The organism is Streptomyces coeruleofuscus (assembly GCF_039532725.1).
GTDB classification, from domain to species: Bacteria; Actinomycetota; Actinomycetes; order Streptomycetales; family Streptomycetaceae; genus Streptomyces; species Streptomyces coeruleofuscus.
Map to the genome: position 1 here is coordinate 1342701 of NZ_BAAASE010000001.1, position 16465 is coordinate 1359165.

Annotated in this window: 18 protein-coding genes; 8 read left to right on the forward strand and 10 right to left on the reverse strand. The window is 71.6% G+C overall.

Annotated features, from left to right (window positions below; translation table 11 throughout):
• Positions 1-62: 62 nt before the first annotated feature.
• Positions 63-1244: a M20/M25/M40 family metallo-hydrolase gene (locus ABFX81_RS05830; RefSeq protein WP_086854973.1), complete on the forward strand. Its 1182-nt coding sequence runs from the start codon at positions 63-65 to the stop codon at positions 1242-1244.
• 130 nt (positions 1245-1374) lie between these two features.
• Here ABFX81_RS05830 and ABFX81_RS05835 read toward each other — a convergent pair whose 3' ends face one another.
• From ABFX81_RS05835 to ABFX81_RS05845, 3 genes are all read right to left on the reverse strand, one after another.
• Positions 1375-2028, reverse strand: coding sequence for a zf-HC2 domain-containing protein (locus ABFX81_RS05835; RefSeq protein WP_086854972.1), 654 nt, complete (start codon positions 2026-2028; stop codon positions 1375-1377).
• Positions 2029-2179: 151 nt separating this feature from the next.
• Positions 2180-2692 carry a hypothetical protein gene (locus ABFX81_RS05840; RefSeq protein ID WP_346137701.1) on the reverse strand — a complete coding sequence of 171 codons (513 nt, stop codon included), beginning with the start codon at positions 2690-2692 and terminating at the stop codon, positions 2180-2182.
• Between the two features lie 151 nt (positions 2693-2843).
• Entirely contained in the window at positions 2844-3389 is a 546-nt protein-coding gene (locus ABFX81_RS05845) for a sigma-70 family RNA polymerase sigma factor (RefSeq protein ID WP_086854542.1), read from the reverse strand.
• A 223-nt stretch (positions 3390-3612) separates the two neighbouring features.
• On the opposite strand from ABFX81_RS05845, the gene ABFX81_RS05850 reads away from it, so the two are divergent.
• On the forward strand, positions 3613-4767 hold the full coding sequence (locus ABFX81_RS05850) for a CapA family protein (protein WP_086854541.1): 1155 nt from the start codon (positions 3613-3615) through the stop codon (positions 4765-4767).
• Between the two features lie 18 nt (positions 4768-4785).
• Here ABFX81_RS05850 and ABFX81_RS05855 read toward each other — a convergent pair whose 3' ends face one another.
• The 3 genes from ABFX81_RS05855 to ABFX81_RS05865 all read right to left on the reverse strand — a co-directional run bounded on the left by ABFX81_RS05855 (position 4786) and on the right by ABFX81_RS05865 (position 7210).
• Positions 4786-6198 (reverse strand): amino acid permease, encoded by a 1413-nt coding sequence (locus ABFX81_RS05855; RefSeq protein ID WP_086854540.1) that lies wholly within the window; start codon positions 6196-6198, stop codon positions 4786-4788.
• 210 nt (positions 6199-6408) lie between these two features.
• Positions 6409-6870: a universal stress protein gene (locus tag ABFX81_RS05860; RefSeq protein WP_086854539.1), complete on the reverse strand. Its 462-nt coding sequence runs from the start codon at positions 6868-6870 to the stop codon at positions 6409-6411.
• A 178-nt stretch (positions 6871-7048) separates the two neighbouring features.
• A complete protein-coding gene (locus tag ABFX81_RS05865) occupies positions 7049-7210 on the reverse strand; it encodes a hypothetical protein (RefSeq protein ID WP_346137702.1) in 162 nt (53 codons plus the stop codon).
• A gap of 92 nt (positions 7211-7302) precedes the next feature.
• On the opposite strand from ABFX81_RS05865, the gene ABFX81_RS05870 reads away from it, so the two are divergent.
• Entirely contained in the window at positions 7303-8136 is an 834-nt protein-coding gene (locus ABFX81_RS05870; protein WP_086854538.1) for a polysaccharide deacetylase family protein, read from the forward strand.
• Positions 8137-8175: 39 nt separating this feature from the next.
• On the opposite strand, the gene ABFX81_RS05875 is transcribed toward ABFX81_RS05870, so the two are convergent.
• Positions 8176-8844 (reverse strand): class F sortase, encoded by a 669-nt coding sequence (locus ABFX81_RS05875; protein ID WP_086854537.1) that lies wholly within the window; start codon positions 8842-8844, stop codon positions 8176-8178.
• A gap of 360 nt (positions 8845-9204) precedes the next feature.
• On the opposite strand from ABFX81_RS05875, the gene ABFX81_RS05880 reads away from it, so the two are divergent.
• Complete coding sequence (locus ABFX81_RS05880; RefSeq protein ID WP_086854536.1) at positions 9205-9693, forward strand: hypothetical protein; 489 nt, start codon at positions 9205-9207, stop codon at positions 9691-9693.
• A 110-nt stretch (positions 9694-9803) separates the two neighbouring features.
• On the opposite strand, the gene ABFX81_RS05885 is transcribed toward ABFX81_RS05880, so the two are convergent.
• The 3 genes from ABFX81_RS05885 to ABFX81_RS05895 form a co-directional block, all read right to left on the reverse strand.
• Positions 9804-10343, reverse strand: coding sequence for a hypothetical protein (locus tag ABFX81_RS05885; RefSeq protein ID WP_086854535.1), 540 nt, complete (start codon positions 10341-10343; stop codon positions 9804-9806).
• A gap of 221 nt (positions 10344-10564) precedes the next feature.
• The gene (locus tag ABFX81_RS05890; protein WP_086854534.1) at positions 10565-11329 is read right to left on the reverse strand and encodes a bestrophin-like domain; all 765 of its coding nucleotides are present in this window, start codon (positions 11327-11329) and stop codon (positions 10565-10567) included.
• Between the two features lie 24 nt (positions 11330-11353).
• A complete protein-coding gene (locus ABFX81_RS05895) occupies positions 11354-11482 on the reverse strand; it encodes a hypothetical protein (protein WP_346137703.1) in 129 nt (42 codons plus the stop codon).
• A gap of 151 nt (positions 11483-11633) precedes the next feature.
• Between ABFX81_RS05895 and ABFX81_RS05900 the strand changes: the two genes are divergently transcribed.
• The 4 genes from ABFX81_RS05900 (at position 11634) to ABFX81_RS05915 (ending at position 16457) form a co-directional block, all read left to right on the forward strand.
• A complete protein-coding gene (locus tag ABFX81_RS05900) occupies positions 11634-11942 on the forward strand; it encodes a hypothetical protein (protein WP_346137704.1) in 309 nt (102 codons plus the stop codon).
• Between the two features lie 301 nt (positions 11943-12243).
• On the forward strand, positions 12244-13236 hold the full coding sequence (locus ABFX81_RS05905; protein WP_086855130.1) for an SCO0930 family lipoprotein: 993 nt from the start codon (positions 12244-12246) through the stop codon (positions 13234-13236).
• Positions 13237-13503: 267 nt separating this feature from the next.
• Positions 13504-14316 carry an SAM-dependent methyltransferase gene (locus tag ABFX81_RS05910; RefSeq protein ID WP_086855131.1) on the forward strand — a complete coding sequence of 271 codons (813 nt, stop codon included), beginning with the start codon at positions 13504-13506 and terminating at the stop codon, positions 14314-14316.
• Positions 14313-16457 (forward strand): putative bifunctional diguanylate cyclase/phosphodiesterase, encoded by a 2145-nt coding sequence (locus tag ABFX81_RS05915; protein WP_346137705.1) that lies wholly within the window; start codon positions 14313-14315, stop codon positions 16455-16457. Before ABFX81_RS05910 ends, ABFX81_RS05915 begins: the two co-directional genes overlap by 4 nt.
• The last annotated feature ends 8 nt before the right edge of the window (positions 16458-16465 follow it).

Genomic DNA, 16465 nt, shown 5'->3' on the forward strand with positions numbered 1-16465 from the left:
GCTCCTTCCGCCGAGGAAACGCCGCCCCGTCTCCGCCCCGCCTCCGTCCGAGAAAGCAGATCATGACCGCATCGCCCGCTGCCGCCCTCTCCGCCCGCGCCCAGGACGTATCGTCGGAGATCGTCACCGACATCCTGACCCTCGTCCGCCACGAGACCAGCAGCCACGACCTGCCCGGACTCGCGGCGGGGCTGGACCTCCTGCGCGAACTGACGGTCCACCGCCTCGGGCGGCCCGACCACGAACAGCGCCATCCCGGCGGTGCGTGCGGAGACACCCTCACCCTGACCTACGCCGGCACCGGCGCCGGGCACGTCGCGCTCGTCGGCCATTACGACACCGTATGGCCGGCCGGCACCCTCGCCGGATGGCAGCAGCCGGAGGCGTCCGCCGACGGCCGGGACAAGCTCAGCGGCCCGGGCATCTTCGACATGAAGACCGGCCTGGCCCAGGGCATCTGGGCCCTGAAACTGGCCCGGGAGAGCGGTGCGCCCGTGCCCGGCGTCACCTTCCTCTTCAACGGCGACGAGGAGATCGGCTCCCCGTCCTCACGGCCGGTGATCGAGGAGGTCGCGCGGAAGGCCGACGCCTCACTGGTGCTTGAGCCGACCGCCCACGGCGCGGTCAAGACCGCCCGCAAGGGCTCCGGGATCTTCCGGGTGACCGCCTCCGGCGTCGAGGCGCACGCCGGGCTCGCGCCTCAGGACGGGGCGAGCGCGATCACCGCCCTGTCCGAGTTCGTGGTGGCCGCCGCGGCCGTGGCCGCCCCCGACAGGGGCACGACCATCAACACCGGGCTCATCGAGGGCGGCTCCGCCACCAACGTCGTCGCCGGGCAGGCCACCGCGAGCGTCGACATCCGGGTCGGCAGCGTGGCCGAACAGGCCCGTGTCGACCGCGAACTGGACGCCATCGAGGTCAGCGACCCCCGCGTCCGCATCGAGATCGAACACGCCTGGAACCGGCCGCCGATGACCCTGAACGCCGCCTCAGCGCCCCTCCTGGGCCTCGCCCGCGAGGTCGCCCGGGAGCAGGGCCGCGACGGCCTGCCCGACGCCGCCGTCGGCGGCGCCAGCGACGCCAACTTCGTCGCCGCACTGGGCCTGCCCGTCCTCTGCGGCATGGGCGCGGTCGGCGACGGCGCCCACGCACGGGGCGAGTTCATCTACCCCGACACCGTGCCCGCCCAGACCGCCCTGGTCGCGGGGCTGCTGGGGCGACTGGCACAACCGTCGCGGGACTGAGCGACGGCGTCCTGACGCCAGGGCACACCAGAGCGCCGGTCGTGGGCCCCGGCCTCGCCCTCAGCGGGCCGGGCGCGACCACTCGAAAGGAACTCCTTCCGCGGAGCAGGCGGGACGTGCCCGGCGGGCCCTACTGCGGCTGGAGTCTCACCAGGACCTCCCCGGCCGCCGAGCGGACCTCGTAGCGGGCGGTCTCGTCGGGATGCATGGAGGAACTGGCCATCATCGTGCTGGGGTGGGTGTCGTGCCCGGGCCCCTGCCAGCTGGTCGCGGTCTCCTCCGTGCCGTCACGGCCGACGATGACCAGGTGGCAGGGCCGGGGACCGGCCGCGTCCTTCACCTTCAGTTCGACCTGGCTGCCCGAGGCCTTGTCCTCGACCGTCACCTGGGCCCAGACACCCGACCGCGCGTCGGTCGCCGCGATCCGCACCGGCTCCTCGGCGCCGCCCCGCGCCATCATCGCGACGCCGGGTACCGACACGGCGATCACCACCGACGCGGCCAGGCCGAACAGCATGCGCCTGCGCCCGGCCCGGCGCCGCGTCGCCACCTCGGCCAGCAGCCGGTCCAGCATGCGCTGACCGGGCTGCGCCATCGGGTGCACGAACCGTGGCGTCGCCCGCCGGTACAGCATCAACTGCCGTGTCGTCGGGCCGAATTCCGTCACCTCTGCGGCGCACCGAGGGCACTCCATGAGGTGGTCCTCGAAGCGGAAGGCCTCCGCCTCGTCCAGCACGCCGAGCGCGTAGGCGCCGACGTCGCGATGCCTTTCCAGGGACCTCATGCCGAATCCTCGTGCCGTTGGGTGCGGGTGGGGTTACTCCTTGCTCCCACCGGTACGGACCAGGCCGCTGAATCACTCAAGCCGGTGACACAATCGCAACCAAAGGATTCGGAGCGCTCCGGCCCGCGGATTGGTCCGGGGCCGCGGAAATCTAAAAAAGATGGATGGCGAGGTGTCCCAGCGGCAGTCCGAGCTGCCAGGCGGGCGTCCAGACCTTCGGCCCCTCGTCCTCCCCGACCACCGGAGCGCCGCCCGGCACCGCGTTCAGGTCGGGCGCGAGCAGCTCCGTCTCCTGGAGCCAGCGCCAGGCGTCCTCCGCCAGGTCCAGGTCCGGCGCGGGCCCGCCCGACTCCGCGGCCCCGGCGCCGAGCTCGGCCAGCCGCTCACGCACCCACTCCTGCCACGGCTGGTCGTACGCCGTCAGTGACAGCCACGTCTCCAACTGCGTGACGACCCTGATGCCGGACAGCTCTCCCTCGGTGTCGGAGAGGAAGATGGTCAGCGCCAGGGCGTCCCGTCCCGCGCGGAACTCGAAGGACGTCGGCGGCATCAGATCGCCGGTCCGCAGCAGCTCGTCGGCGATGTACTCGGCGTACAACCACGCCATGGGGACGGTCAGTTCGCCGTCGGAGCCGTCCGTGCCCTCTTCGCTTCTGTGCAGCATCCCTTCCTGCCTTCCTCCGGTACGTGCGCGTCGCCCGACACCGGGCCCCGGGGCGCTGACGCCCCCATCCGGAACACGGATGGGAACAGCCGATTACTCAACCGGGGTCCGCAGCAAGGCGCTTTACGGAGGTTTGACTCAGCCATGGGTTTCAGCGCAGGTCGGCGGCGTATCCCGGAAGCACCCGGCGCAGGGCGCGCAGCGCGTAGTACGCGCGGGACTTCACGGTACCGGGCGGGATGCCGAGGGTCGCCGCTGCTTCCGCCACACTCGCCCCCTGGAAGTACACCAGCACCAGGACTTCACGGTGCTCCGGAGTGAGTGTCTTCACAGCCTGGCGGACGTCGAGCATCGCCGCGGCCCGCTCGGCGTGGTCGGAGATGACCCGCGCGTTCTCCAGCACCGCGTCGCCGACCTCGGGCGGACGGGCCTGCCGGGCCCGCCGGGCGTCGATTGCGAGCCGCCGCGCGACGGTCATCAGCCAGGGCCGTACGGAGTCGAAGTCGTCGGCGCGCAGCGCCTCGGGGTGCTGCCAGGCACGCACCAGCGTCTCCTGGACCAGGTCCTCCGCGCGCTGCCGGTCGCCGTCGCAGAGCCGGAGCAGGAGCGCGAAGAGGGGCCGGCCGTGCTCCCGCTGCAGTGCGGCGAGCTCGTGCTCGGCGGTCGTCCCGTTCGTGAGAGTGGATCCGGCCGTCATGGCCGTATGCCACCGCAGGGCGCAGCCGGGGGGACAGGCCACGTACCCGCCCGTGCGGCGGACGGTCGATCGCGTCGACGAACGGTTCGACGAACGGTCACGGCCGCCCGCCGGGCGCGCGCCGGACGGGCTAATGAGCGTGTCGGAGCCGCGTGGGGCGCGATGGGCCTTCTTTCCTGTTTGTGCGTAAATACGACCACAACGCCCACAGTGGGGTGAATGCATGATCGCACGCAGTCGACAGGTGGCCCTAGTCCTGACCGTCGCCCTCGCCACGGGTGCCGCCTGCCAGGCCCGCAGCCACGAACCGAACGGCCCCGGACGCCCGGCGCCCTCCGCGGTGGGACCCCGCGGCTTCACACTGGTCGCCTCCGGCGACGTCCTCCCGCACAGCACGATCATCGACCGGGCCCGCTTCGACGCCGGCGGCACCGGCTACGACTTCCGGCCGATGCTCGCGGGGATCCGCTCCGTCGTCTCCCGCGCCGATGTGGCCCTGTGTCACATGGAGACCGTGTACGGCGCGGACGGCGACTACACCGGCTATCCCGCCTTCAAGTCCCCGCCCGAGGTCGCCCGGGCCCTCGCCGCCACCGGCTACGACGGCTGCTCCACCGCCTCCAACCACACCCTCGACGACGGCGCCGACGGCATCCGCCGCACTCTCGACGCCCTCGACCGCGCGGGCGTACGGCACGCCGGCTCGGCACGCGCCGAGGAGGAGGCCCGCGCGGTCACGGTCCTCCAGGCGGGCCCGGCCAGGGTCGCGCACCTCGCCTACACCTACGGCACCAACGGCATCCCGCTCCCGGACGGACAGCCCTGGGCCGTGAACCTCATCGACGAGACCAGGATCCTCGCGGACGCCCGGGCCGCGCGCCGGGCCGGCGCCGACGTGGTCGTGGTCTCCACGCACTGGGGCACCGAGTGGCAGGACGCCCCCGACGAGCAGCAACTGACCCTGGCCCGGAGCCTCACCGCCGCACGAAGCGGGGGACGCCCTTACATCGACCTCGTCCTCGGCACCCACGCGCACGTCCCGCAGGCCTACGAGAAGGTCAACGGCACCTGGGTGATCTACGGCATGGGCGACCAGATCGCCGGCGAGATGACCAACCACCAGGGAGCCCGGGACCCGCGCGGGAACCAGTCCACCCTCGGCCGCTTCACCTTCGCCCCGCCCGCACGGCCGGGCGGCCGCTGGGAGGTGACGAAGGCCGAGTTCGTACCGCAGATGTTCGACGTCGACGCCGGCCGGGTCGTCAACCTCAACCGGGCGATCGCCCAGGGCGCCGGCGTACAGGCCGTCCGCGACCGCATCCGCGACGTCGTGCTCAGCCGGGGCGCGGCCGAGGACGGCCTGATGATGGGGGAGTAGACCCGGGCAGCCGGCCGGTCAGCGCCGCGCCAGCTCCGAGCGCCGGTAGGAGTACGCGAAGTAGACCACGAGCCCCAGCGCGAACCAGACGGCGAACCGCGCCCAGGTCTGCCACTGGAGGAAGGTGATCAGCCAGATCGAGAAGACGATGCCCACCGCCGGCACGACCGGCATCCACGGCGTACGGAACGTGCGCGGCAGGTCCGGCTGCCGGTAGCGCAGCACGATCACCGCCGCGCACACCACCACGAACGCCAGCAGGATGCCGATGTTGGTCAGCTCGGCCGCCTCGCCGATCGGCAGGAACCCGGCGATGGCGGCCGACGCGAACCCCACGATCCAGGTGACACGCGTGGGCACGTGCCGCGTCGGGTGCGTCTTCGCGAACCACCTGGGCAGCAGCCCGTCACGGGACATCGAGAACCACACCCGGGTCACGCCCAGCATGAACGTGAACATCACCGTGAGGATGCCGATGATCGCACCCACCGCGATGACGTCCGCCAGCCCGCTCAGCCCCACCGACTTGAAAGCCGTCGAGAAGCCGCTCTCCTTGTCGATGTCCTTGTAGTCCTGCATGCCCGTCAGCACCAGGCAGGCCGCCACGTACAGGACCATCGAGATGACGAGCGAGTAGATGATCGCCTTGGGCATGTGCCGCTGCGCGTCCTTGGACTCCTCGGCCGCCGTCGACATGGCGTCGTAGCCGAACACCGCGAAGAACACCGTCGCCGCGCCCGTGAACGCCCCGCCGACCCCGTACGGGAAGAACGGGTTGTAGTTCGCCGTGTCGATGTGGAACACACCGACCCCGATCACCAGCAGCACGACCAGGACCTTCAGCACCACCACGACCGTCTCGAACCGGGCCGCGTTCTTGATGCCGAGGGTGAGCAGATACGCGATCAGCAGGCACAGCAACGCCGCGAACAGGTCGACCTTGTGCCCCTCACCGGTGCCGGGGGCGCCCAGCATCCAGTTCGGCAGGTCGGCGCCCATCTCGCCGACCAGGAAGCTGAAGTAGCCGGAGATGCCGATCGCGACCACCGCCACGATCGCCGTGTACTCCAGCAGCAGGTCCCAGCCGATGAACCAGCCCGCGAGCTCGCCGAGCACCGCGTAGCCGTAGGTGTAGGCGGAACCGGCCTTCGGGATGAGCCCGGCGAACTCGGCGTAGGACAGGGCCGCCGCGGCACTCGCGACGCCCGCGATGAGGAAGGAGACGAGCACGGCCGGACCCGCCGTGCCGTTGGCCACGGTTCCCGCGAGGGTGAAGATGCCCGCGCCGATGATGCCGCCCACGCCGATGGCGGTCAGCTGCCACAGCCCCAGGGACCGTTCCAGCTGGGTGCCCTTGCCGACTTCCGTCTCCTCGATCTGCTCGATGGGTTTGCGTCGGAGAATCCCCTGACCCATGCGGAGCCCGGCCATGCGCCTCACCTCTTCGCGATCGGCAAACGGCTGATGGCGGATCATGATGGCCCAGGTGTCCCCGCGACGGAAGACACCGCGCAAGGTCCCTGCCGCCCCACGGGGACACGGCGTGGCTCAGGTCGTGCGCGACTAGGGACACCGGCTCCAGACGCGGCCACACCGTTTCCCGCTGCGCGGGATCGTCGTGCCGGCATGCCGCCAAAGGGCCTACGGCACCACCGTCACCGGCCAGCGCCCCGCCTTCACCAGCCGCACCGCCACCGACCCGACGATCCGGTGGCCCGCCTGCTCGGACGCGCCCACGACCACCGCGTCCGCCTTGAGTTCGTCCGCCGCCTTCACCAGGCCGTTGTAAGGGTCGCCGCGGAACGTGTGGAACTCCCAGCGGACGTCGAATATCCCCTTGAGCCGCTCGGCCGCGTCCCGGATGTACGCCACCAGGTCCTCGGCGATCTCGTCGGTCGTCTCGGCCACCGGCGCCCCGAGCGCCGCGCCCGCCGCCAGCACCGGCTGCACGTACACCACGGCGAGCAGCGCGTGCTGGCGCCGGGCCAGGCCGGCGGCGTAGGCCGCGGCGCGCAGGGACGAGTCGGAGCCGTCCACCCCGGCCACGATCACCTTCGGCCCGTCCGTGCCCCGTTCGAACTGATGGGAGTGCTGTTCCGTCACGCTGCGAGGCTATCGAAGGCCACAGGCCAGGTCCTGAGGCGGGAGCGCGCCCGCTCGGCCTGTTCGCTGCTCTTCTCCCAGTGGTGACAACTGGAGGCCGTCGACGCGCACGTTGTGGACAAGAGGAAGAGGGCACTCGAAGGGCGGACAGCGGCCCGCCACGACGGAGGGGCTGCCGTCACTGGCGGCGCTCGGCCTCGCCGGAGGGGACGGGACCGAGCCCGCCGACCCCCTCGGCGGCCTGTCCGACCAGGTCCGCGTCCGGCACCGCGATCGACCCCGCCGCCTCACCGGACTGACGATCCGGGACACCCTGCCGTTCCCCCTGGTGCGCCGCCACTGACCCTTTTGCCTGGGCCGTTCGGGTGAATCCGTGCCGCCGCACCGGTGTTGCTCAGGTGCGTCGGCCTTCCGCCGGGCGACTGATGGGTCATGAAGAAGGATCAGTTGCTCACCCGGCGCCGGCTGTTGATCGCGGGCACGGGCGCCGTGGGAGCGGCCGCCGCGGCCGGTGTGCTCACGGCGGTCACCGGGGACGGCCCCGACGGGTCCGTCCAGGCTTCGGGGCCACAGGCCCGCCGCTCGCTCGGCGCCTCCGCGTACCGCCTCCAGCCCCTGACCGGATACGGCCCGCCGCAGGCCGCGCCCCGCCGTACCCTGGTACGTCGCGCACCACTGCTGCGCGTCTCCGGCCGCGGCCGCACCATGGTGCTGACCTTCGACGACGGCCCCGACCCCCGCTACACCCCGGACATCCTCGACACCCTGGCCGAGTACGACGTGCGCGCCATGTTCTTCGTGTGCGGGGAGATGGCCGCCGACAACAAGGAGCTGCTGGCCCGGATGGCCGACGAGGGCCATGTCGTCGGGAACCACACCTGGTCCCACCCGCTGCTCACCCGCCTCACCCGCCGGCAGATCCGCTCCCAGATGGAGCGCACCAGCGACGTCATCGAGGATGCCTACGGCGAGCGCCCCGAGTGGTTCCGCGCTCCCTACGGCGCCTGGAACCGCGCCGCCTTCCAACTCGGAGCCGAGCTCGGCATGGAACCCCTCGGCTGGACGCTCGACACCCTCGACTGGACCTCCCCGAGCACCCGGTCCATCGTCAGGCGGGTGGAGAACGGCGCCGCCCCCGGCGTCGTGGTGCTCGCCCACGACGCCGGGGGTGACCGCTCGCAGAGCGTGCGGGCCCTGCGGCGCTATCTGCCCGAACTGCTGGACTCCGGCTACCACGTCACCGTGCCCCGGCGGCAGTACGCCTGAGATCCGCCGTCGGGCCTTCGCCCGCCGGGCCGGGGACGCTCAGCGCACCTCGACCAGGCGGGCGAAGGCGACGACGTTGCCCTCGTAGCCGTTCTGCTGGGAGAAACCGCCGCCGCAGGTGATGACCCGCAGCTCCGCCGTGCCCTTGGAGGCGTAGACACGGTCGCCGGGGAAGTTGTCCTTCGCGAACACCTCGACGCCGTAGACCTCGAACACGACCGTCTTGCCGTCCTGCCGGGCGACCTCGACGCGGTTTCCCTTCTTCAGGGCCCCGAGTCCGTAGAACACGGCGGGGCCCTGCTGGTTGTCGACATGGCCGACGACGACCGCGGTGCCCTTCTCGCCGGGGGTGACGGCACCGGTGAACCAGCCGGCCAGGTTCGGGTCCTCCGGGGGCGGTGCGCCGACCCAGCCGTCCGCGTCCAGGCCCACGGGAATCATCGGCGCGTCGACCTGGATCGCCGGGATCCTGACCCGGTCCGGGAGGGCGTAGGGGAGGGGCTTGATGTTCCCGGCGAAGGTGTCCCCGGGCACGCGGCTGTCCGCCGCGGCCGCGGTCGCCGGCTGCGGCGGGCCCTCGTCGAATTCCCCCGAACCATTCCGGATGAGCGCGAGGCCGGTCAGCAGAACCAGCGCTATCACGCCCCACGGGGCGCGCTTCTTCCGCCGCGCCTCCTCTTCCGCCTCGGCCAGCTCGGACGCAGACATGGGCCATCCCCTCTCGACCCGGCCGTCGCCGTGTCGTTCGCGCATATCAGAACGCTAAGCGCCGCGCGCGCAACCGGCGACGGGGCAGGAGCGAACGGGTGGCGCAGGGCGGTCCGGGCTGTCCGCGGTGGCCCGTGGGCACGAGGTGCGCCATCCGAGTTGCCACCGCGAGGAATTTTCTGACGGTGCGTGACCTGCGGCGATATCCGATTGCGCGGTTGTCCCGCGACGCCTTCTCTCACCAGGACGGACCATTCCCGAAATGCGGGCCGGGGCAAGGCAACTGACTGTCTTTCTGGGAGGCGCTTTCTCGCCGATCGACCGGGGACGGGTCCCGGGGCGTCTTCCGCGGAGGTTCACATGCGTAACACTCGTGCCCTGGCGGTCGCCGGCGCCGCGGTCGCCGCCCTCGGCCTTTCCGCCCCCGCGGCCGTCGCGTGGGACACGCCCAGCAACATCGTCGCCCTGCCCAGCGTGATCGCCCGCGGCGGCCAGCTGACCATCACGGTCGACGGCTGCCGCCACGGCGGCACGGCGACTTCCAACGCGTTCACGAGGCCGGCGAGGCTCTCGCCCATCTCCGGCGCCAAGGAGACGGCGAGGGGCACCGCCACCATCAGGAACAACGCCCGCCCGGGGCCGTATGACATCACGGTCACGTGCGACGGCAAGAGCCTGACCAAGCCCCAGGCCTTCACCGTCATCGGCGGTGTCCGCGGCGGTATCGGCGGCAGCAGCACCACCGGTGCGACCCCGACCGACATGGCCATCGGTGGTGGGCTCGTGACCGCGGCGCTCGTCGGCGGCGGGGTGTTCTGGATGCGCCGCCGCGCCGAGCGGCGCGTCTGACGCCTGGTTTCCCGCTCCTTCGACGAGCCGCCTCGCACGTGAACGGTCTTCGCCCCGGATCCTTCGACGGATCCGGGGCGAAGACCTGTGCGTGCGGTGGGCCGGGCGGGTCAGCCGGCGTCCTCGTCGGTGCGGCGGCGTGCGAAGTGGTACGCCGTGCCCAGCGCGCCGGCGATGAGGGCGGCACCGAGGCCGATCTCCCTCAGGTCAAAACCGGCGAGGGTGCCGCCCTCTCCGGCGTGCACGCCCTTCGACGGATGGCGGTGGCGGTCCGACGGGTGATGCGGGGAGTGGTGCGGCGGACGGTCGCCGGCGATGGTCAGACGCGCTCTGCCGCTCGACTCGTCACAGATGAACACCACGGAGTGCTCGGCCCCGGGCTCGGCGTCCCGGTCGACCCTGGCCGTCGCCGACGACTTGTGCCACGGGATTTCGAGCATGTCGAAGACCGGTGAGTTGACCATCGCCTCCCCCCGGCATGCTTCGTTGCGCTGCACACGCAGCGTGACCCGGCCGCCCGCCGCGACGGTGGAGGGCTCGACGCTGAAGCCGAAGTCGGTCCGGACGGCCGCGTCGGCCGGCACGCAGGACGTGAGGGTGCCGGCGCCCAGCAGTACGGCCGAGGCCGAAGCGACGCATATCGCGCGCATAGTGATCCTCCGGGTCCCCGAGGAGCCGCCGCGGACCTGTTCCGCTCACGTCACGAGTGCACCTCGATGCCCGAAACGCTAAGAACGGGTGCGCGGCGGCGCGATCGCAGTAGCGCGAATGGGGCACACGTGTGGGCTGTCCGGGGGACCCCGGTGACGCGGACGGGGGACGGCGACGGTGTGTCGCCGTCCCCCGGCCGGGTTCCGTGGTGCGGGTGCCGTCAGTCCCCGGTGCCCGGGAAGAGGTTCAGGAACGGATCCGCCGACGCGGTCACGCCCCTGCTGAAGGGCGCGTCGAAGTCCCAGATCAGGAACAGCAGGAAGGCGATCAGCGCCGAGAACAGCCCGGCGAGGACGAGTTCGCGCGTCGTTCTGCGGATCTGGAGGGCGAAGATCATCCCGATGGTGACGACGGCTCCGCTGATCAGCCCGAACCACACCACGCCCGGCATGGTCTCCCCGGTCGACTCGGCCCGGGCGATCCGGGCCTGGCTGGCCGCGGTCACCTGGTCGAGGAGCGGCTGGTAGGCCTGGGCCTGGAAGTCCGTCTCCGGCTCGTAGTCGGTGACGTCCTGGCGGAGGCGCTCGAAGAGCTCACGGCCGCGCTCGGTGACCTGGCCCTCGTCGGCCATGGTGTCCCACTCGGTGGTGACGACGTGGCTCACATACATGTGGATGTCGTCCCGGATGCGGTCGCGTGCGTCGTCCGGGTAGACCCGGACCCGCTCCGAGATCTCGTGCAGCGCGGTGGCCTCCGCCTGGACGTGGTCCTGGGCGGCGCTGCGCCCCTCCCACACACCGGCGATCGCCAGACCCAGGACGATGGCGTACACCACGCCGATCCACATGGTCATGTACTCGATGACGTCCGGGGTCTCGCTGGGGTCCTCGTCGTCGGACGCCGTGCGGTGGCGTACGACCGTGATGACGACCACCACGACACACGCGGCCAGCATCGCGAGGGTGAGAACAAGCCATTCCGGCAAGAGATGCCTCCAGAGCTTCAGGGATCAGCGCGCGCGCAGCGCGGCGACGGCGACCACCGCGGGCACCGTGACGAGCAGGACGAAGGTGAGCGGCGACATGCTCCTGCTCGCCGGCCGTGGCCGCGGCGCGGCGCGGTAGACCGGGTAGCGCACGGGGGTCGCGGACGGACGCGGGGTGGGCTTCGCCGACGGCTTCGGTGCCGGGGCGGGGGGCGGGGGAGGTACCGGCCTGGGAGCAGGCCGGGGCGGCGGCGCCGGGCGTGGCGCGGGCGGCGGAGGCGGAGGTGGCGGCTCCGGTCTGGCCGTGGGGGTCGGTTTCGGGGGTGAGGGTGAGGGTGGCGGCGGTGTCGGGTCCGGTGGCGGCGTCGGTCTCGGAGTCGGCTTCGGCGGCGGGGGTGCCGGGGTCGGGGTGGGTGTGGGGGTCGGTGTGGGTGTCGGGCACGGCGGCTTGGTCGGCCAGGTCCTGCTTCCGGCGATCGCCACCGCCTCCGTGCCGTCCGGCCCCGTCGAGGCGTACGCACAGGAGTCGGCCACCGCCACTCCGGCCGGCGCGCCGACGAGCGCCCAGGTCAGCGTCGCCACCGCCAAGGCCTTTGCGGCGAAGGCGGATTGAGTCGATAGGGGTCCATGCACGACGAAGATCATGAGCCTTGCCCCGCCGGGACGCGCCGGAGCTCAAGGGGATTGCCCCGAAAGAGGGATATCCGGGTGCCGGCGGTTTGACGGCGGTCGCCCACGAGGCGAGCGACGCGTACCTCTGTGCGGTGGCGAGCGGTGGCGAGCGGTGGCCGTCACAGGTTCCGGAAAGAAATTTGGCCGGTCGTTGAACACAAACACGGCCCCGGTGCGTACTCATGACCGTGCGGCGGCGCAGCAGGGCGCTGCAACACCCTTGCGATTATGGGGAGTTGACGATGAAGACCTCCTGGCGGAGCGCCTCACTCGTGGCGAGCGCCGCGGCGGTCCTGGCGCTGACGACGGCGTGCGGTCAGGACAGCCCACCGGCGGCCAGCCAGAACGTGGGAGCCACGGCGGCGCCCGGCGACTACGGAAGCATCGGCACCGGGAACGGAGTGGGCGGCACCGCTGGCGGCCAGCAGGCCTCGCCGAGCCCTTCCAGCCCGTCAAACCCCGCGGGCAAGCTGTCCGTCGCCACCGCCGAGGAGGTCGGCAAGGTGGTGACCGACAGCCTGGGCCTCACTCTGTACCGGTTCGACCAGGACAGCGAGCAGCCGCCCAAGTCGAACTGCGACGGCGACTGCGCCAAGACGTGGCCGCCGGTGCCCGCGGACGACGCCGAGGCCGGCGAGGGCATCGACAAGTCGCTGCTCGGCTCGGTCACCCGGGCCGACGGCACCAAGCAGCTGACCGTCGGCGGCTGGCCGGCCTACCGCTACGCCAAGGACGTCAACGCCGGTGACGTCAAGGGTCAGGGCGTGGGCGGCAAGTGGTACGCGCTGGCCCCCGACGGCAAGAAGGCGCAGGGCGGCGGGGCCGCCGGCGGCGGGGAGGCAGGCGGTGAGGAGGCCGGGGCGCAGCCCGGGCTGTCCACCCGCAACGACCCCAAGCTCGGCGAGATCGTCGTCGACAAGAACGGCATGACCGTCTACCGGTTCAAGAAGGACGAGGCGTGGCCCAAGCCCGTCTCCAACTGCACCGGCGAGTGCCTGGAGAAGTGGCCGCTCGTGGAGCCCGTCGACTACGCCGACACCAAGGGCATCCAGGAGAAGGGCTACATGATCTTCGACCGGACCGACGGCAAGGGCAAGCAGCAGACGATCAACTGCTCGCCGATCTACACCTTCGCCGGTGACAAGGCTCCCGGCGACACCAACGGCCAGGGCGTCGGCGGCACCTGGTACGCCGTGCGGCCCGACGGGAAGCTGGTCGGCGCTTCGGAGAAGTAGAGAAACCTCCCCAGGGTTGATCCTCTCGTCCACCCGACGGAGCCGACCCGGTCCGCCCCTCCGTGACTCACGGAGGGGCGGACCGTTTTGACGTGCTCGAACACTGTTCGTCATATGTTCGAAGGGTGTGCGTGCGGGTATCAATTCGGCACGTGCCGCAGGCAGTGACCGGGAACGGATGGTCAATTTCCGTTTCGGGTCGCTCCATTGGCGGGCGATCAGTAGCCTCTGCTCGAACACCGGATCGCCTACGCCTTGGAGAGATAGATGGAGCGTCCCGCCTGGGCCCCACGGAGCATCGACATCTCGGTGCCCAGCGTCTCCCGGATGTACGACTACTACCTGGGCGGATCGCACAACTTCGAGGTCGACCGGGAAGCGGCCCGCAAGGCCATGGAGTTCATGCCGGGACTCCCCAAGATCATGCAGGCGAACCGGGCGTTCATGCGCCGCGCCGTGCGCTACGCGGCCGACCAGGGCATCAGCCAGTTCCTGGACATCGGCTCCGGCATCCCCACCTTCGGCAATGTGCACGAGGTGGCCCAGGCCGCCCGCCCCGGAGCGCGCGTGGTGTACGTCGACCACGACCCGGTGGCCGTGGCGCACAGCCAGGCGGTCCTTCAGGGCAACGACGACGCGGACATCGTGGCCGCGGACCTCCGCAAGCCCCAGGAGATCCTGCGCAGCCCCGAAGTGGAGCGGCTGATCGACCTGAATCAGCCAGTGGCGCTGCTCCTCGTTGCCATACTGCACTTCGTGGAAGACGAGGACGACCCGTACGGGGCGGTGGCCGAGCTGCGCGAGGCGCTCGCGCCCGGCAGCCTGCTCGTGCTCACCCATGCCTCGTACGAGGGGGTCCCGCTGCCGCCGGAGCGGGCCGGGGGCGCGGTGAACGTGTACCAGGACATCCGCAGCCCGCTGATCATGCGCTCGCGCGAGGAGATCGCGCGGTTCTTCAAGGGGTACGACATGGTGGAACCCGGACTGGTGGCGATGCCGCGCTGGCGGCCCGACACCGCACCGGAGGACGAGGATCCGTACGCGTTCTCCGGCTTCGCGGGCGTGGGGCGTACGGCGTGATCGCGGAACCGGACGGGCCGGAGGACAGACTCCGCCGGTTCGCGACGATCTGGAGCCGGGCCGTCTTCCCGGTGACCTCGACGTCGTCGACCCGGCCGGAGTTCGAGGAGCAACTGCTGCCGCTGGCCCGGCGGTTGAGCGAGGCACTGCTGGCCCGGGCCTTCGACGCCGACGCGGGCAGGGCGGTGGGCGCCGCCCTCGTGGACGCGCACTGCACCGACCCGGAGGCGCTCAGCCGCACGCTGGACTGCGTGGACGCGTACCTCGTCCTGTACTGCGGCGGTGACGGCGACCAGGAGGGCCTGCGGGCGCGTTCCGCACGCCTCCAGCACGCGATGGCCGCCGGCTTCGCGCAGGCGCTCCGCGAACGGACGCTGGCCGAGCAGGAGGCCATCGCCCAGGCCGCCCTCCAGGCGCAGGGCGTGGTGGCACAGGCCCTGCACGCGACCGAGGCCCGCTTCCGCGCGGTCTTCGAGGGCGCGGCCATAGGCATCGGCATGGCCGACCTCGACGGCAACATCCTCCAGGTCAACGGCGCGCTGCTGCGCATGTTCGGGGTCTCCGAGCAGACGATGCGCGGCCGCAACGTCAGGGAGTGGACCCACCCCGACGACGCGCCGCAGACCTGGCGGCTCTACGACGAACTCGTGCGCGGCGAGCGTGAGCACTACCACCTGGAGAAGGCGTTCTACCGCCCTGACGGAACGGTCCTGTGGACCAACCTGACGGTCTCCCTGCTGCGGGACGCCGACGGCAGTCCGCAGTACCAGCTCGCGCTCATGGAGGACACCACCGAGCGGCGGCTGCTCAATCTGAGGCTGCGTTACGAGGCCACGCACGACGCGCTGACCGGCCTGCCGAACCGCACCTTCTTCTTCGAGCGCCTGGAGAAGGCACTGGGCGCCGGGAAGGGTCAGCGGTTCGGCCTCTGCTACCTGGACCTGGACGGCTTCAAGACCATCAACGACAGCCTCGGCCACGCGGCCGGCGACCGGCTGCTGGTGGAGGTCGCCGACCGGCTCCAGTCCTGCGCCACCGCGCCCGGCGAAATGGTCGCGCGGCTCGGCGGCGACGAGTTCGTGGCCCTGACCACGGGCCCCGACACCCAGCGCGAGGTCGACGAGCTGGCCACGCGCATCATGAACGCCCTGCTCGCGCCGATCAGCGTCGACGGCCGGGAGCTGACCGTGCGCGGCAGCATCGGCATCGTCGAGGGCCCGGCCGGGGAGCGCAGCCCGGCGGAGGTGCTGCGCAGCGCCGACATCACCATGTACCGGGCCAAGTCGGCGGGCGGCAACCGCTTCGAACTGGCCGACCCGGAGGCGGATGCCCGCGCCATCACCCGCCACGGGCTGACCACGGCGCTGCCGACGGCCCTGGAGCGGGGCGAGTTCTTCATCGAGTACCAGCCGCTGGTCCATCTCGGCGACGGCAGTGTGCGCGGTGCGGAGGCCCTGGTGCGCTGGCTGCATCCGCAGCACGGGGTGCTCGGCCCGGACCGGTTCATCCCGCTCGCCGAACACACCGGGCTGATCGTGCCCTTGGGCCGCTGGGTCCTGGAGCAGTCGGTGCGGCAGGCCCGTGAGTGGCGGGAACTGCACGGTGGTGGGGAGGCCGTGGGCCCGCTGCGGATCAACGTCAACCTCTCACCCTGCCAGCTGACCCACCCCGGCCTGGTCCAGGACACCGTCGACATCCTGGAACGCGCGGGCGTCGAACCGGACGCGCTCTGCCTGGAGGTCACGGAGTCGGCGCTGATCGGCGCGGACGACGACCTGCTGAAGCCGCTGCGCCGCCTGGCGGAGATGGGCGTCGACATCGCCCTGGACGACTTCGGCACCGGCTACTCCAACCTCGCCAACCTGCGCCGCCTGCCGGTCAGCGTCCTCAAACTGGACCGCTCGTTCACCCAGAGCATGCAGCAGTTCCCGGCCGACCCCGTCGACCTCAAGATCGTCGAGGGGATCGTCTCACTGGCCCACAGCCTGGACCTCGCGGTGACCGTGGAGGGCGTCGAGACAGGGGCCCAGGCCGAACAACTCCGCATACTGGGCTGCGACACGGCCCAGGGCTGGTACTACGCCCGCCCGGGCCCGCCGGAGAGGCTGCACGAACTGGCGCTGGCGGACGCGACGGGCTGACGGGGGTC

Excerpts from the sequence above, each read along its gene's own strand:
- ABFX81_RS05830 (WP_086854973.1), top strand. The coding sequence starts at position 63 with ATGACCGCATCGCCCGCTGCCGCCCTCTCCGCCCGCGCCCAGGACGTA.
- ABFX81_RS05835 (WP_086854972.1), bottom strand. The coding sequence starts at position 2,028 with ATGAGGTCCCTGGAAAGGCATCGCGACGTCGGCGCCTACGCGCTCGGC.
- ABFX81_RS05840 (WP_346137701.1), bottom strand. The coding sequence starts at position 2,692 with ATGCTGCACAGAAGCGAAGAGGGCACGGACGGCTCCGACGGCGAACTG.
- ABFX81_RS05845 (WP_086854542.1), bottom strand. The coding sequence starts at position 3,389 with ATGACGGCCGGATCCACTCTCACGAACGGGACGACCGCCGAGCACGAG.
- ABFX81_RS05850 (WP_086854541.1), top strand. The coding sequence starts at position 3,613 with ATGATCGCACGCAGTCGACAGGTGGCCCTAGTCCTGACCGTCGCCCTC.
- ABFX81_RS05855 (WP_086854540.1), bottom strand. The coding sequence starts at position 6,198 with ATGGCCGGGCTCCGCATGGGTCAGGGGATTCTCCGACGCAAACCCATC.
- ABFX81_RS05870 (WP_086854538.1), top strand. The coding sequence starts at position 7,303 with ATGAAGAAGGATCAGTTGCTCACCCGGCGCCGGCTGTTGATCGCGGGC.
- ABFX81_RS05875 (WP_086854537.1), bottom strand. The coding sequence starts at position 8,844 with ATGTCTGCGTCCGAGCTGGCCGAGGCGGAAGAGGAGGCGCGGCGGAAG.
- ABFX81_RS05880 (WP_086854536.1), top strand. The coding sequence starts at position 9,205 with ATGCGTAACACTCGTGCCCTGGCGGTCGCCGGCGCCGCGGTCGCCGCC.
- ABFX81_RS05885 (WP_086854535.1), bottom strand. The coding sequence starts at position 10,343 with ATGCGCGCGATATGCGTCGCTTCGGCCTCGGCCGTACTGCTGGGCGCC.
- ABFX81_RS05905 (WP_086855130.1), top strand. The coding sequence starts at position 12,244 with ATGAAGACCTCCTGGCGGAGCGCCTCACTCGTGGCGAGCGCCGCGGCG.
- ABFX81_RS05910 (WP_086855131.1), top strand. The coding sequence starts at position 13,504 with ATGGAGCGTCCCGCCTGGGCCCCACGGAGCATCGACATCTCGGTGCCC.